Below are 14,669 nucleotides of genomic sequence, written 5' to 3'. Positions count from 1 at the left end.
CAACGCATACTCGGGGGGTGACCGCGTACGAGCCCTCCGGTGATCCCGGCGCCGGCACCGGCCCCGCGCCGGGTCCGGCCCCCGTCGGGTACGACGCCGTCGTGCTCGCCGGCGGGGCCGCGCGGCGGCTCGGCGGCGCCGACAAACCCGGCCTCCGCGTGGGCGGTCGCGCGCTGCTGGACCGGGTGCTCGCCGCCTGCGCCGGAGCGCGGACGACCGTCGTGGTCGCCGACCCGCGGCCCACCGCGCGCCCGGTGACCTGGGCGCGCGAGGACCCGCCCGGCGGCGGACCGCTCGCCGCCCTCGCCGCCGGTCTGCGGCACACCACTGCCGAGCTCGTCGTGGTGGTCTCCGCCGACCTGCCGTTCCTCGCCGGGCCCACCGTCGGACGACTGCTGTCGGCCCTCGCCGCTAGCGACGCCGACGGCGCGCTGCTGACCGACGCCGACGGCCGCGACCAGCCCCTCGTCGCCGCCTACCGTGCGTCCGCGCTGCGCCGCGAACTGGCCGCACTCGCCCGGGACCGTGCGGACCTCACCGGGCTGCCTCTGCGCCGGCTGACCGGCGCGCTCCGCCTCACCCGTGTCCCCGACGCCGTCGCGTCCTTCGACTGCGACACCTGGGACGACATCGCCACCGCAAGGGCACGCATCAGGGAGCATGGTCACGTGTTGGACGAATGGATTACCGCAGCCAAGGACGAGTTGGGCATCGACCTCGACGTCGACACCGGCGTTCTGCTCGACCTCGCCCGGGACGCCGCCCACGGGGTGGCCAGGCCGGCGGCCCCGCTGACCACCTTCCTCGTCGGCTACGCGGCCGGGCGGGCCCAAGGAGGCCCCGAAGCCGTCGCCGAGGCCGCCCGCAAGGCCGCCGCCCTCGCCCAGCGCTGGGCCGAGGAGGCCGCCGAAGCCCAGTCCGCCCCCGCGGCGGGCCAGCCCGACGTGGCTCCGGACGCCACCCCTGACACCCGCCCGGACGCGCGATGACCTCCCACGGCACCCGGACCGACGAGGAAGCCGAAGACCTCGACGTCGAGGAGGCGCTCGCCCTCGTGAAGGAGAACCCCGGCCCGTCCGGCCCGCCCCACGGCGACCACGACCACGCGGCGACGCCCGCGCCCGCCGCGCACCACGGCGACCACGGTCACCACGAAGCCCACGAACCTCACGGGCCGCACGGCGCGCCCCACAAGCAGGCCGACTCCCACCACCGCGCGACGCCCTGGCCCGAAGCCCGGGCGACCGCCGAGCGCGCCGCCCGGGCCGCCGTCCGTGCCGCCCGCCGCGCCCCGCTCGCCGCGCCCCTCGACGCGGCCCTGGGCCTCACCCTGGCCGCGCCACTCACCGCCCTGACCGACCTGCCCTCCTTCGACACCTCCGCGATGGACGGCTGGGCCGTCGCCGGCCCGGGCCCCTGGACGGTGCGCGACGAGGGCGTCCTGGCCGGACACGCGGAACCCGCGCCCCTCACCGACGGCGAGGCCGCCCGTATCGCCACCGGCGCCCGCGTCCCCCTGGACAGCACCGCCGTACTGCGCACCGAGCACGGCCGCACCGACGGCAGAAACCGGCTGCAGGCGACCCGGGACGTCGTCCACGGCCAGGACATCCGCCCGCGCGGTCAGGAGTGCCGCAGCGGCGACCAGTTGCTGCCCGTCGGCGCCCTGGTGACGCCGGCCGTGCTGGGCCTCGCGGCAGCCGCCGGCTACGACAGCGTCACCGCGGTCCCCCGCCCACGCGTCGACGTCCTCGTCCTCGGCGACGAGCTGCTCACCGAGGGCCGGCCGCACGACGGCCTCATCCGGGACGCGCTCGGCCCGATGCTGCCGCCCTGGCTGCGGGCCCTGGGCGCCGAGGTCCGCGCGGTCCGCCGGATCGGCGACGACGCCGAGGCCCTGCACCGCGCCGTCACCACCTCCGACGCCGACCTGGTCATCACGACCGGCGGTACCGCCGCGGGCCCCGTCGACCACGTCCACCCGGTCCTGAGCCGCATCGGCGCCGAACTCCTCGTGGACGGCGTCAAGGTACGCCCCGGCCACCCGATGCTGCTGGCCCGGCTCAAGGACGACCAGCACCTCGTCGGCCTGCCCGGCAACCCCCTCGCCGCCGTCTCCGGGCTGCTCACGCTCGCTGAGCCGCTGCTGCGCACCCTCGCCGCCCGCCCGGCGCCCGAGCCGTACACGCTGCCGCTGCGGGACGCGGTGCACGGGCACCCGTACGACACCCGGCTCGTCCCCGTCGTGCTGCGCGGCGACGGTGCCGTGCCGCTGCGCTACAACGGCCCGGCCATGCTGCGCGGCATCGCGGCCGCCGACGCCCTGGCCGTCGTACCCCCGGGCGGGGCTCGTCCGGGCCAGGAGGCCGAGCTGCTCGACCTGCCCTGGGCCACCGGCGGAATCGGAGTGTGTTTCACGTGAAACTTCCGGGCCAGGACGCGATCGCCCGCCAGGCGGACGAACACCTCGTGACCCATCGGGTGAAACTCCCGAGGAAGCTGGTGGAGCACCCGATCCGCCAGGTCGGCAAACGGCTGTCCCTGGCCCTGGTGGTCCTCCTGGCGACGGCGTTCATCGTCTATGCCGACGCCGACGGCTACAACGACAACTCCGACGGCTCCGTCGACCTCCTCGACGCCTTCTACTACGCCACCGTCACCCTCTCCACCACCGGGTACGGCGACATCACGCCCGTCAGCGACGCGGCCCGGCTGACCAACATCTTCGTCATCACGCCGCTGCGCGTGATGTTCCTGATCATCCTGGTCGGCACCACGTTGGAAGCCCTCACCGAGCGCACGCGGGATGAGTGGCGCCTGAACCGCTGGAGGTCCACCTTGCGCGATCACACCGTCGTCGTCGGCTTCGGTACCAAGGGACGGTCGGCGATCCAGACCGTCTGTGCGACCGGGCTGCGCAAGGAGCAGGTCGTCGTGGTCGACCCGAGCGGCAAGGCCATCGAGGCCGCGACGGCCCACGGCTACGCGGGCGTGGTCGGTGACGCGACACGCAGCGACGTGCTGAACCGCGCCGAGGTGTACCGGGCGAAGCAGATCATCATCGCCACCCAGCGCGACGACACGGCCGTACTGGTGACGCTGACGGCCCGGCAGCTCAACCGCGGGGCGAAGATCGTGGTCGCGGTCCGCGAGGAGGAGAACGCGCCGCTGCTGAAACAGTCCGGCGCCGACGCCGTGATCACCAGCGCCAGCGCCGCGGGCCGCCTGCTCGGGCTCTCCGTGCTCAGCCCCGCCGCCGGCATGGTCATGGAGGACCTCATCAGCCAGGGCAGCGGGCTGGACCTGATCGAGCGGCCGGTCATAAAGGCCGAGGTGGGCAGGAACCCGCGCGAGACGGACGACCTGGTGGTGAGCGTCGTGCGCGGGCACCGGGTGCTCGGCTACGACGACCCGGCCGTCGGCGGACTGGAGCTGACGGACCGCCTGATCACGATCGTGCGGGCGACGCCGGCCACCCATGTGGCGCCCGACGCCCGCCCGCTGCCCCGCGACTGACGGAGCGCCGATCCCGTACCGCGGAGGCTACTTGCGGTTGTAGAGCCGCATCGTGACCGGGCCGAAGACCAGGAGGAGCAGACCCGCCCAGCCCAGCGTCCAGGCGATCTCGACGCCAGGCCAGTCGCCCGCCATCAGCCCGCGCACCGCGGACGCCAGATGCGTGATCGGGCTGTTGTTGACGAACACCTGCAGCCAGCCCGGCATCGTCTTCGGGTCGACGAAGACGTTGGACAGGAAGGTGAGCGGGAAGATCACCATCATGCTGACGCTCATCACCGACTTCTCGGTGCGCAGCATCAGCCCGAACATCGTCCAGATCCACGAGAAGGCGAACGAGAACAGCAGCAGCAGCGCGATCCCGGCGACCACACCGCCGAACCCGCCGTCCGGCCGGTAGCCGAGCAGCAGACCCACGGCGAGCATCACGACGGACGCGATGCTGTAGCGCAGCGCGTCGCCGAGGAGATAGCCGACCATCGCCGAGGGCCGCCAGATCGGCAGTGAGCGGAAGCGGTCGAAGACGCCCTTCTCGATGTCGACGTTCACCGAGATCCCGGTGTACATCGTGATCATCACGACCGACATCACGAGGATGCCCGGCAGCACGAACTGGATGTAGTCGCTCGGCGAACCCGCCAGCGCACCGCCGAAGAGGTACGTGAACATCAACAGGTTCATGATCGGGAAGGCGGTGACGTCGAAGAGCTGCTCCGGCACGTGCTTGATCTTGAGGATCGCGCGCCAACCGAACGTCAGGGACGTGGACAGGGCGCTGGGCCGGGGCGGCCGCTCCTTGGCGACCAGCAGGGCCGCCAGCGACTCGGTGCTGACCGCGGAGAGTTCCTTGCTCTCGGTGCTCGTGGCCGTGCTCATGCCGCCACCTCGTCCTTCGTGTCAGGGCCGGTGCCGGTGCCGGTCTCGTGGCCGTTGGCGGTGCTCTGGCCGGTGTCGTGCCCGGTCAGCGCCAGGAAGACCTCGTCGAGGCTGGGCTGTCCCAGGGAGAAGTTGTCGACGGTGATGCCGGCCCGGGTCAGCTCGCCCAGCGCCTTGGCGGCCTGGTCGGCGGCCGTGTCGCTCGCCGCCACCCCCAGGCGCGCGGTCAGCGCCACCGGGTCGGGCTCCAGCTGCACCTCGGCGACCAGCAGGTCCCGCAGCAGCCGCTCGGCCTCGGGCCGCTGATCGGCGTCCCGCAGCCGCAGATGGACGGAACCGGCGCCGACGGACGCCTTCAGCTCCCCCTTGGTGCCCTCGGCGATCACCCTGCCCTTGTCGATGACCGCGATCCGGGACGCCAGCTGGTCGGCCTCGTCCAGGTACTGCGTGGTCAGCAGCACGGTCGTGCCCTGGGCGACGACCGCGCGCACGATGTCCCACACCTGGTTGCGGCTGCGCGGGTCGAGGCCGGTCGTCGGCTCGTCGAGGAAGAGCAGATCGGGGGTGTTGAGGATGGACGCGGCGATGTCGATGCGCCGCCGCATGCCGCCGGAGTAGTGCTTGACCTGCTTCGCCGCCGCCTCCGTCAGCCCGAAGGCCTCCAGCAGCTGGGCACCCCGCTCCCGCGCGGCCGTCTTGCCGTGCCCGAGGAGCCGGCCCAGCAGGATCAGGTTCTCGGTGCCGGTGAGGTCCTCGTCCACGGACGCGTACTGCCCGGTGAGGCTCACCCGGCTGCGCACCTCGTCGGCCTCGCGCACGATGTCGTGGCCGAAGACGTGGGCCCGGCCGCCGTCCGGTCGCAGGAGGGTGGCGAGCATCTTCACCGTGGTGGTCTTGCCGGCGCCGTTCGGGCCGAGGACGCCGTAGACCGTGCCGGCGGGTACCGCGAGGTCCACCCCGTCCACGGCCCGGGTCTCGCCGAACGTCTTCACCAGTCCCGCGGTCTCGATCGCCAGTCCGGACGTGTGCGTGCTCATTGGTGGTGGTCCTTCCGCGTTCTTGGGCTACGCGTTCTTGGGCTACGCATGGGAAGACCTTTACCGTCGCGCAAACTCATCGGTCGCGCACAGGGATTTTCCGGTGGACGGTCCCAAAGTCGGAGGGCGCCACGACCGGGAGACGGAGAGCCCTCCGACCGGGGACCCAGGTGGAGGGGCCCGGGCAGGGGTGGAGGAGTAGCGTCGCCCTCATGCATGCGATCACGATTCCCGAACCCGGAGGCCCCGAGGCGCTGGTCTGGGCCGAGGTCCACGACCCGGTGCCCGGCGAGGGCGAGGTCCTGGTCGAGGTGGCGGCCAGCGCCGTCAACCGCGCCGACATCATGCAGCGCCAGGGCTTCTACGACCCCCCGCCCGGCGCCTCCCCCTACCCCGGCCTGGAGTGCTCCGGGCGCGTCGCCGCACTCGGCACGGGCGTGTCCGGCTGGTCCGTGGGCGACGAGGTGTGCGCGCTGCTCGGAGGCGGCGGCTACGCCGAGAAGGTCGCCGTTCCGGCCGGTCAGCTGCTGCCGGTTCCGGAGGGCATCGACGTCAGGCGGGCGGCGGCGCTGCCCGAGGTGGTCTGCACCGTCTGGTCGAACGTCTTCATGGTCGCCCACCTGCGCCCCGGCGAGACGCTGCTCGTGCACGGCGGTTCCAGCGGCATCGGCACCATGGCGATCCAGCTGGCCAAGGCCGTCGGCGCGAAGGTCGCCGTGACGGCGGGCACCAAGGAGAAGCTGGAGCGCTGCGCCGAACTGGGCGCCGACATCCTGATCAACTACCGCGAGCAGGACTTCGTCGCCGAGGTGAAGGAGGCGACGGGCGGCGCGGGCGCCGACGTCATCCTCGACAACATGGGCGCCAAGTACCTGGACCGCAACGTCCGGGCCCTCGCCGTCAACGGCCGGCTCGCGATCATCGGCATGCAGGGCGGCCGGAAGGGCGAGCTGGACATCGGCACGCTCCTGGCCAAGCGCGCCGCCGTCAGCGCGACCTCGCTGCGTGCCCGGCCGCTGGAGGAGAAGGCGGCCATCGTGGCGGCCGTACGCGAGCACGTCTGGCCGTTGCTCGGCGGCGGCAGTGGTGCTCGCGTACGCCCGATCGTCGACCGCGAACTCCCGATGAGCGACGCCACCGCCGCCCACCGGGTCGTGGAGGAGAGCGGCCACATCGGCAAGGTGCTGCTGATCGCCCCGTAGCGGGTGTGCGTCAGCCGCGCCGCAGGCGGAGCCCCACGAAGGCCAGGCCCAGGCCGAGGCCGATGAGGACCAGCCCGCTGCCCAGGGGCAGGGCTCGCACCACGGGCTCGGTGGCGTCGTCGGCGTGCGTGCCGGCCTGCGGCTGGGCACGGGACGGGGACGCCGAGGGCACCAGGGCGGCCTCCCCGGGGGCCACGGCGGTCTCCGGATCGTCGGGCAGGTCCTCGTCGCCGTCACCGTCCGCCCGGTGGCGGGCGTTCTCGTCCGCGCCGGCCTCTTCCGGCTCGCGCTCCTCGGGCCGCCCGGGCCGCTGCCGCCCCTCGCCCGGCCGGCTCCCCGCCCGGGAGGGCTCCGGGTCGGCCGCCGATGCGCCCGACGCGGAGGCGGAGGCGGAGGGGGAGGCCGTCGCGGAGCCGCGCGCCGCGCTGCCCGCCGGGCCGGATTCCCTGCCGGACGGGGAGGCGGTGGCCGCATCCGAGCCGTCGGGACCGTCGTGACCGTCGTCGCGCTGCGGGCGCTGGGGGCGCTCGTGACCGTTGTGCCCGTCGTGACCGCCGGACCCCTCCGGCTCGGCCGCCCCCGGAACCGAAGCGGGAGCCGACCCGGAAGGAGACGGGGACACGGCGGCCGGCCCGACGGCGGGGGCGCCCGCCCCGACCGCCCCGAACCCGGCGCTGTGCGCCACCCCCACCCCGTACGGCGACACCAGCGCGCTCACCCCCAGGACCCCAGCCAGTCCCGTCGCTCGAAGTGTGCGCAGCCATGGAGTCACGTCGGTGACCCCCTCCCGGTGGTAACCAGTCGCAGAAAATCGACGGAACAAGCCTCACACCCGCCCGCCATACCGGCATTCCGGACGCCGCCGAACGTGTAACGCACGCTTCCGCGGGGGCACCGCCCCGTCGCGGCGCACGGGTGCGAGAGAATGGCGCCATGGAGATGCCGAGGAACGACAGGTCGCCGGAGAACCCCCAGATCCTGGTCGTCGGCCAGGACGGAATGGCGCTCAGCGGCGGCGGCGGCGGGGACGACGAGTCCCGCGAGATCCCGGTGACCGAGCAGGTGGAACAGCCTGCCAAGGTCATGCGGATCGGCAGCATGATCAAGCAGCTGCTGGAGGAGGTGCGTGTCGCGCCCCTGGACGAGGCGAGCCGGGCCCGGCTCAAGGAGATCCACGCCAGCTCGGTGAAGGAGCTGGAGGACGGCCTGGCACCGGAGCTGGTCGAGGAGCTGGAGCGGCTCTCCCTGCCCTTCACGGACGACGTCACCCCGACCGACGCCGAACTGCGGATCGCGCAGGCGCAGCTGGTCGGCTGGCTGGAGGGCCTGTTCCACGGCATCCAGACCACGCTGTTCGCCCAGCAGATGGCCGCACGGGCCCAGCTGGAGCAGATGCGCCGCGCGCTGCCGCCGGGCGTCGGCCAGGACGGCGAGGAGCCGCCCCACCCCGGCGGCCGTTCGGGTGGCCCCTACCTGTAGGCGGCCGCCACCGGCAGGGACGACGACCCACCGACACCGCGAAGGGCCCGGCAGCACCTGCTGCCGGGCCCTTCGCCGTATGCCGGGCCTTGCGCCACGCGGGTCACGCGGTCAGGACGGCGGGTTGCCCGTCGAGACCTTGAGCTGGATCTCCGGCATGTCCTCGGGGTCGACGTCCGTACCGGGCGCGGGGAACTGGTCGCGGATCGAGCCCTCACCGTAGGTGTTCTCGTCGACCTCCACGACCTTCATCCGCCAGCCCGCGGCGTTGAAGCACTCCTTGACCGAGCCGATGTACTTGAACGAGAAGTCCGGCACCTTGATCTTGTCGGGGTCGTTGTACGACTCCTCCGGCTCGGTGCACTCGTCCTTCTCGATCGTCTTCGTCTTGTCCGGGCCGCGGTAGCCCGCCGCCTGCGACGCCGACGCGCTGGCGCTGCTCTCTCCGCCGCCCTTGGGGTCGTCTCCGCCGCCGTTGTTCATCGTCAGCGCGCCGACCAGACCGCCGACGGCCACGAGGGCCACCACGATCGAGCCGATGATCACCGGCTTGTTGCTCTTGCGACCGCCCGGGGAGCCGGACGCCGGCGCCGACGGCGTGAGGTTGTACGGCGGCGGGGTCGACGGGCCCTGCGGGGAGTACGCGGCCGGCGTCGGGTAGCCACCCTGCTGCGGGTAGCCGTACGCGGGCGAGTGCGGGCCGGGCGCCGGGGTGCCGTACGGGTTCGGGCCCGGGGCCGGTGTCGGCTGGTACGGCGTCTGGACGGGGCCGGTGGGCACCGGTCCGCTCTGGTCGACCGGCGGGAACACCGCGGAGCCGACGCCCGCGCCGCTCGACGCGTGCGCGCCGGGCACGATGCTCGGCGGGGCCGCCTGGAAGGAGGTCGCCACGCGCAGGCACTCGTCCCGCATCGCCTCGGCGCTGGGGAAACGCTCGTTGGGGTTCTTCTTCAGCGCGCGGGCCACCAGCGCGTCCACGGCCGGCGGCAGGGCGCGGTTGACGGACGAAGGAGCCACCGGCTCTTCCTGCACGTGCGCGTACGCGATGGCCAGCGGCGAGTCCGCGTCGAACGGCAGGCGCCCGGTGACCAGTTGGAAGAGCATGATGCCGACCGAGTACAGGTCGGAGCGGGCGTCCACACCGCGGCCGAGAGCCTGTTCCGGCGAGAGGTACTGCGGGGTGCCGACGACCATGCCGGTCTGCGTCATCGAGGTCACGCCGGACTGCATGGCGCGGGCGATGCCGAAGTCCATCACCTTGACCACGCCGCGCTTGGTCATCATCACGTTGCCCGGCTTGATGTCCCGGTGGACCAGGCCCATCTCGTGGCTGATCTCCAGGGCGGCCAGCACGTCCGCGGTGATCTTCAGCGCCTTGTCGGCGGGCATCGCGCCCTGCTGCCGGACGTCCTCGTCGAGCACCGAGCCGAGCGGCCGGCCCTCGACGTACTCCATGACGATGTACGGAGTCGTCATGCCGCCAAGATCGTCCTCGCCGGTGTCGAAGACGGAGACGATGTTGGTGTGCGTGAGCTTGGCCACTGCCTGGGCCTCGCGGCGGAAGCGCTCGCGGAAGGCCTGCTCCCGGCCCAGTTCGGTGTGCAGCGTCTTGATCGCGACCTGGCGGTCCAGCACGGAGTCGTACGCCAGGTGCACGGAGGCCATGCCGCCCTCGCCGAGCAAGTCGCGCAGCTGGTAGCGGCCGCCGGCGAGCGCCCGCCCCGCGTACCGGCCCTGTCCGGCGTCCTGGCTCATGTCTCTGCGTCCCCCATAGGCGCCGCGACGCCGGTGGCAGCGGCACGCGCGCTCGCGTTTGTGATCGTGATCGAAAGTGCGATTCCCGGCCAAGTCTGCCCCAGGGCACTGACACGTCAAGCGCGGTGCCCGTTCCGTGACCGTACGCGAAAGAAGCGTCGCGGAAGCGTTACAGCCGACGTACCGCCGGTACACAGAATTTGCACGACAGTACGGAATCAGGGTTTCATGACCGGTCCGTCTCGATGCCGGTCGCGGCGTCCATCTCGGACCGGAGGCCCCCGCGAAGGCTGTAGCGTGGCCGACGGAGACCGTAACAACACCGCGCGCACCGCGGGCAGAAACGACGGCGAGGACTGATGGCACAGCAGCAGCGCGCCCAGGGCCCGTCCGACCCCGAGGCGACTGGCGGCGGTATGTCTGACGCGCCGGAGGCCTGGGGCAACGGCGGCCTGGTCGGCGACGGCCGGTACCGGCTGACCCGCAGGCTCGGGCGGGGCGGCATGGCCGAGGTGTTCGCCGCCGAGGACGTGCGTCTCGGCCGCACCGTGGCGGTCAAGCTGCTGCGCGCCGACCTCGCCGAGGACCCGGTCTCCAAGGCGCGCTTCACGCGCGAGGCCCAGTCGGTGGCCGGCCTCAACCACCACGCGATCGTCGCCGTGTACGACTCCGGCGAGGACTTCGTCGGCGGTCAGTCCGTGCCGTACATCGTGATGGAGATCGTCGAGGGCCGCACCATCCGCGACCTTCTCCTCAACGCCGAGGCGCCCGGCCCCGAGCAGGCGCTGATCATCGTCTCCGGTGTCCTGGAGGCGCTCGCCTACTCCCATCAGCACGGCATCGTGCATCGCGACATCAAGCCCGCCAACGTCATCATCACGGACAACGGCGCGGTGAAGGTGATGGACTTCGGCATCGCCCGCGCCCTGCACGGCGCCCAGTCGACGATGACGCAGACCGGCATGGTCATGGGCACCCCGCAGTACCTCTCCCCGGAGCAGGCCCTCGGCAAGGCCGTCGACCACCGCTCCGACCTGTACGCGACCGGCTGCCTGCTCTACGAACTCCTCGCGCTGCGTCCGCCGTTCACCGGCGAGACCCCGCTGTCGGTGGTCTACCAGCACGTCCAGGACATCCCGACGCCGCCCTCCGAGGTCTCCGACGCCACCCCGCCGGAGCTGGACGGCCTGGTGATGCGCTCGCTCGCCAAGGAGCCCGACGACCGGTTCCAGACCGCCGAGGAGATGCGCGGCCTGGTCCAGTACGGGCTGCAGATGCTGTACGAGCAGGGCGGCCACACCGGCACCTGGAACACCGGCCCGGTCGCCGCGCACGACGGCCGGCACACCCCGTCGGCCGGCCTCGGCCTCGCGGGCACCTCGGTGCTGCCGCACCCCGACCACGGCGCGTCGGGCACCCAGCAGATCCCCCAGCCGATCCTGCCGAACGGCTACGGCGGGGGCGACGACGGCGGCTTCGAAGGCCGCGGCAACAAGGGCAGCGGCCGCGGCAAGCTGTGGATACTGGCCGTCCTCGCGGTGATCGCCATCGCGGCGGGCGTCGCGCTGGCCCTGAACAACGGCGACGGCGGCAAGGTCGGCCCCGACACGGACAAGAGCCCGTCGGCGACCACCTCGCAGAGCTCCGACGAGGAGTCGCCCAGCCCGTCGCCCAGCGACGAGGAGACGCAGGAGACCACCGACCCGGGCACGGAGCAGGGCAACGGCGGCGGAGGCACGGGCGACGGGGACTACACGCCGTCGTACACACCGTCGTACACGCCTTCGGAGAGCGTGACGGAGGAGCCGACGGGCGACCCGACCGGCGATCCGACGGGTGACCCGACGACGCCCACGGGCGACCCGACGGGTGATCCGACCGGTGACCCGACGGGCGGCACCGACGGCGGCGCCACCGGCGACCCGACCGGCGGCACCGGCGGCGGCGAGACCGGCGCCCCGGGCGGCGAAGAGGGCGAAGGCTGACCCGAACCGCTCTCCACGCGCGCGTGCGGCCCGGAAACGGGCTGCACACGCGCGTCGCGTTTCCGGGGCGTCACAGAGACCCGGCGGCGCCGTCAGTGAAGTGCACGGAGCCGAACTGCGGCTCGATCCGCAGGTAGACCGGCTCGAAGGGCTCGCCGTCCACCTCGCGGGGCGCGGGGCCGAAGCGGTCGATCTCGTCGGCGCTCGGTTCGTGGACGTCGCACCGGCCCACGACCTGCACGGTCCACAGGCTCTCGCCGGGCCCGGCGGAGCTCAGGTTGTCGGCGCCGTACGCGACGACGCTCCCGGCGCACACCTGGTGGTACCCGCAGCTCCTGGGCATGCGCAGCAGGACCCGGCCGTCGGCCACGATGTGCCGTGCGAAGGCGAGGAAGGGCAGGGCACGCAGGCTGGTGGCCGCACGGCCGTGGGCGGTGCGGCCGAGCAGGCCGACGGCGAGCTGTTCGTCGGAGGGCATGGCCTTACCGTGCGGGAGCGGGAGGTGACGGGAACAGAGTCGCCCGCCCCGGCATGAGGGGACGTAGGTCCCGAATAAGCCCGGCCCGCGTCTCTCAGCGGTTCTCGGCCTGCAGCCGGGCCACGAACGCGGCCGCCTGGGAACGCCGCTGCATGCCGAGTTTGGCCAGCAGACTCGACACGTAATTCTTGATCGTTTTCTCGGCCAGGTGCAGCTGCTCGCCGATCGTGCGATTGGTCAGCCCCTCGCCGATCAGCTCCAGGATGCGCCGCTCCTGCTCGGTGAGCCGGGCGAGCCGGTCGTCGGTCCGGGTGCCGCCGTCGCGCAGCCGCTCCAGTACGCGCGCCGTGGCCGCCGGATCGAGCAGGGACTTCCCCCGTGCCACCTCCCGTACGGCGCTCAGCAGCTCGGCGCCGCGGATGTCCTTGAGGACGTAGCCGGAGGCGCCCGCCATGATCGCGTCGAAGAGGGCCTCGTCGTCGGCGAAGGAGGTCAGCATGAGGCACTGGACGGTCTCGTCGCGGGAGCGGATCTCGCGGCACACTTCCACGCCGCTGCCGTCCGGCAGCCGGACGTCCAGCACCGCCACGTCCGGACGGGTGGCCGCCACCCGGGCCGGGGCCTCCGCCGCCGTGCCGGCCTCGCCGACCACCTCGATATCGGCCTCGCCCGCGAGCAGATCGTGCACGCCCCGGCGGACGACCTCGTGGTCGTCGAGGAGGAATACCCGGATTTTTCCGTCTTCGCGCACGGGCTCAGTCTCACACACCAACTCTTCCCGTGCCCGGGGTGGCCGGGATAACGTGCCGTTGTTCCGGCCCCCTGCGAGGCTGTGACCAGTAAAACTTCCGTACTTCGCCAATTTACTTGGAAATCCGAGTAAAAACGCAGGTCAGGTGGGGTTTCACAGAAATGTGGAGCACTGGGTAACGTGCTGTTCGCAGGGCGCTCGCCGGGGCACCTGTCACGCCTGTTCCCGATCGGGCCGCACCCACCCTTGTGCGACCGCCGGGCCGCAGGTGAGCCGCACTGGCTTCCGGCGAACCCGGGGGCCGGACCGACGGAGGAGCACACGTGACCGAGAGCACTGCCGCGCGCAAGCCGCGACGCAGCGCCGGAAGCAAGGCGACCGGTACCACCGGCACCAAGGCCGGCGCCACGGGCGCCAAGGCCGGCACCACCGGCACCAAGCGCACTACCCGCACCGCTGCCGCCGAGAAGGGATCCGAGACGGAGCTGGTGCAGCTGCTGACACCCGAGGGCGAACGCGTCGAGCCCGCCAGGAACTCGGCCTACGCCGAGTACGCCGCGTTCGTCGCCGACATCACCCCCGACGAGCTGCGCGGCCTGTACCGCGACATGGTGCTCACCCGGCGCTTCGACGCCGAGGCCACCGCCCTGCAGCGCCAGGGCGAGCTGGGCCTGTGGGCCTCGCTCCTCGGCCAGGAGGCCGCCCAGATCGGCTCCGGCCGGGCCACCCGCGAGGACGACTACGTCTTCCCGACCTACCGCGAGCACGGCGTCGCCTGGTGCCGCGGGGTGGACCCGACCAACCTGCTCGGCATGTTCCGCGGCGTGAACAACGGCGGCTGGGACCCCAACAGCAACAACTTCCACCTCTACACCATCGTCATCGGCTCCCAGGCGCTGCACGCCACGGGCTACGCGATGGGCATCACCAAGGACGGCGCGGACTCCGCCGTGATCGCCTACTTCGGCGACGGCGCCTCCAGCCAGGGCGACGTCAGCGAGGCGTTCAACTTCGCGGCCGTCTACAACGCCCCGGTCGTCTTCTTCTGCCAGAACAACCAGTGGGCGATCTCCGAGTCCAACGAGAAGCAGACCCGCGTCCCGCTGTACCAGCGCGCCCAGGGCTTCGGCTTCCCCGGCGTCCGCGTCGACGGCAACGACGCGCTGGCCTGCCTCGCGGTCACCCGGTGGGCGCTGGAGCGGGCGCGGCGCGGTGAGGGCCCGGCGCTGATCGAGGCGTACACGTACCGCATGGGCGCCCACACCACCTCGGACGACCCCTCCCGCTACCGGCACGACGACGAGCGCGCCGCCTGGGAGGCGAAGGACCCGATCCTGCGCCTTCGCCGCTTCCTGGAGTCCGCAAACCACGCGGACGAGGGATTCTTCGCGGAACTGGAGGCGGAGAGCGAGACGTTGGGCAAACGAGTGCGCGAAGTGGTCCGTGCCATGCCGGACCCGGACCGGTTCGCCATCTTCGAGAACGTGTACGCGGACGGGCACGCGCTCGTCGACGAGGAGCGAGCCCAGTTCGCCGCCTACCAGGCGTCGTTCGCAGAGGCCGAGGGGGTCTGACATGGCGACGGAAAAG

13 protein-coding genes are annotated in these 14,669 nt (G+C 72.6%); 7 read left to right on the top strand and 6 right to left on the bottom strand.

The features are described from left to right. Positions 1-17 precede the first annotated feature (17 nt). The 3 genes from RI578_RS19580 to RI578_RS19570 are packed head-to-tail and all read left to right on the top strand — an operon-like array spanning position 18 to position 3,516. Positions 18-989, top strand: coding sequence for an NTP transferase domain-containing protein (locus RI578_RS19580; protein WP_399060731.1), 972 nt, complete (start codon positions 18-20; stop codon positions 987-989). Continuing rightward, a complete protein-coding gene (locus RI578_RS19575) occupies positions 986-2,422 on the top strand; it encodes a molybdopterin molybdotransferase MoeA (RefSeq protein ID WP_310872279.1) in 1,437 nt (478 codons plus the stop codon). Before RI578_RS19580 ends, RI578_RS19575 begins: the two co-directional genes overlap by 4 nt. Continuing rightward, on the top strand, positions 2,419-3,516 hold the full coding sequence (locus RI578_RS19570; RefSeq protein ID WP_310872278.1) for a potassium channel family protein: 1,098 nt from the start codon (positions 2,419-2,421) through the stop codon (positions 3,514-3,516). Before RI578_RS19575 ends, RI578_RS19570 begins: the two co-directional genes overlap by 4 nt. Positions 3,517-3,543: 27 nt before the next feature. Here the strand turns inward: RI578_RS19570 and RI578_RS19565 are convergent, their stop codons facing one another. Next, positions 3,544-4,392: an ABC transporter permease gene (locus tag RI578_RS19565; RefSeq protein ID WP_310872277.1), complete on the bottom strand. Its 849-nt coding sequence runs from the start codon at positions 4,390-4,392 to the stop codon at positions 3,544-3,546. Then, positions 4,389-5,429 (bottom strand): ATP-binding cassette domain-containing protein, encoded by a 1,041-nt coding sequence (locus tag RI578_RS19560; RefSeq protein WP_310872276.1) that lies wholly within the window; start codon positions 5,427-5,429, stop codon positions 4,389-4,391. The genes RI578_RS19565 and RI578_RS19560 overlap by 4 nt, the downstream gene beginning before the upstream one ends. Before the next feature lie 212 nt (positions 5,430-5,641). Between RI578_RS19560 and RI578_RS19555 the strand changes: the two genes are divergently transcribed. Further along, a complete protein-coding gene (locus tag RI578_RS19555; RefSeq protein ID WP_310872275.1) occupies positions 5,642-6,631 on the top strand; it encodes an NAD(P)H-quinone oxidoreductase in 990 nt (329 codons plus the stop codon). A gap of 10 nt (positions 6,632-6,641) precedes the next feature. Here the strand turns inward: RI578_RS19555 and RI578_RS19550 are convergent, their stop codons facing one another. Further along, positions 6,642-7,349 (bottom strand): hypothetical protein, encoded by a 708-nt coding sequence (locus RI578_RS19550; RefSeq protein WP_310872274.1) that lies wholly within the window; start codon positions 7,347-7,349, stop codon positions 6,642-6,644. Positions 7,350-7,564: 215 nt separating this feature from the next. On the opposite strand from RI578_RS19550, the gene RI578_RS19545 reads away from it, so the two are divergent. Next, complete coding sequence (locus RI578_RS19545) at positions 7,565-8,110, top strand: bacterial proteasome activator family protein (RefSeq protein WP_121748068.1); 546 nt, start codon at positions 7,565-7,567, stop codon at positions 8,108-8,110. 111 nt (positions 8,111-8,221) lie between these two features. On the opposite strand, the gene RI578_RS19540 is transcribed toward RI578_RS19545, so the two are convergent. Further along, positions 8,222-9,865, bottom strand: a complete 1,644-nt coding sequence (locus tag RI578_RS19540; RefSeq protein WP_310872273.1) for a protein kinase domain-containing protein — start codon at positions 9,863-9,865, stop codon at positions 8,222-8,224. A 359-nt stretch (positions 9,866-10,224) separates the two neighbouring features. On the opposite strand from RI578_RS19540, the gene RI578_RS19535 reads away from it, so the two are divergent. After that, positions 10,225-11,850 (top strand): protein kinase domain-containing protein, encoded by a 1,626-nt coding sequence (locus RI578_RS19535; RefSeq protein WP_310872272.1) that lies wholly within the window; start codon positions 10,225-10,227, stop codon positions 11,848-11,850. 70 nt (positions 11,851-11,920) lie between these two features. Here RI578_RS19535 and RI578_RS19530 read toward each other — a convergent pair whose 3' ends face one another. Both RI578_RS19530 and RI578_RS19525 read right to left on the bottom strand, forming a co-directional pair. Next, a complete protein-coding gene (locus RI578_RS19530; protein ID WP_310872271.1) occupies positions 11,921-12,328 on the bottom strand; it encodes a pyridoxamine 5'-phosphate oxidase family protein in 408 nt (135 codons plus the stop codon). A 94-nt stretch (positions 12,329-12,422) separates the two neighbouring features. After that, a complete protein-coding gene (locus tag RI578_RS19525; RefSeq protein WP_310872270.1) occupies positions 12,423-13,079 on the bottom strand; it encodes a response regulator transcription factor in 657 nt (218 codons plus the stop codon). Positions 13,080-13,402: 323 nt separating this feature from the next. Here RI578_RS19525 and pdhA point away from each other — a divergent pair, with 323 nt between their 5' ends. Beyond that, positions 13,403-14,653 (top strand): pyruvate dehydrogenase (acetyl-transferring) E1 component subunit alpha, encoded by a 1,251-nt coding sequence (gene pdhA / locus RI578_RS19520; RefSeq protein WP_310872269.1) that lies wholly within the window; start codon positions 13,403-13,405, stop codon positions 14,651-14,653. Positions 14,654-14,669: the final 16 nt, after the last annotated feature.

The sequence above is a fragment of the Streptomyces sp. BB1-1-1 genome (genome assembly GCF_031597775.1).
Taxonomy (GTDB): domain Bacteria; phylum Actinomycetota; class Actinomycetes; order Streptomycetales; family Streptomycetaceae; genus Streptomyces; species Streptomyces thinghirensis.
The sequence above is the reverse complement of the archived record's forward strand: the minus strand, read 5'-3'. Positions and strand labels throughout refer to the sequence as shown.

Excerpts from the sequence above, each read along its gene's own strand:
- RI578_RS19575 (WP_310872279.1), top strand. The coding sequence starts at position 986 with ATGACCTCCCACGGCACCCGGACCGACGAGGAAGCCGAAGACCTCGAC.
- RI578_RS19565 (WP_310872277.1), bottom strand. The coding sequence starts at position 4,392 with ATGAGCACGGCCACGAGCACCGAGAGCAAGGAACTCTCCGCGGTCAGC.
- RI578_RS19560 (WP_310872276.1), bottom strand. The coding sequence starts at position 5,429 with ATGAGCACGCACACGTCCGGACTGGCGATCGAGACCGCGGGACTGGTG.
- RI578_RS19555 (WP_310872275.1), top strand. The coding sequence starts at position 5,642 with ATGCATGCGATCACGATTCCCGAACCCGGAGGCCCCGAGGCGCTGGTC.
- RI578_RS19545 (WP_121748068.1), top strand. The coding sequence starts at position 7,565 with ATGGAGATGCCGAGGAACGACAGGTCGCCGGAGAACCCCCAGATCCTG.
- RI578_RS19540 (WP_310872273.1), bottom strand. The coding sequence starts at position 9,865 with ATGAGCCAGGACGCCGGACAGGGCCGGTACGCGGGGCGGGCGCTCGCC.
- RI578_RS19535 (WP_310872272.1), top strand. The coding sequence starts at position 10,225 with ATGGCACAGCAGCAGCGCGCCCAGGGCCCGTCCGACCCCGAGGCGACT.
- RI578_RS19530 (WP_310872271.1), bottom strand. The coding sequence starts at position 12,328 with ATGCCCTCCGACGAACAGCTCGCCGTCGGCCTGCTCGGCCGCACCGCC.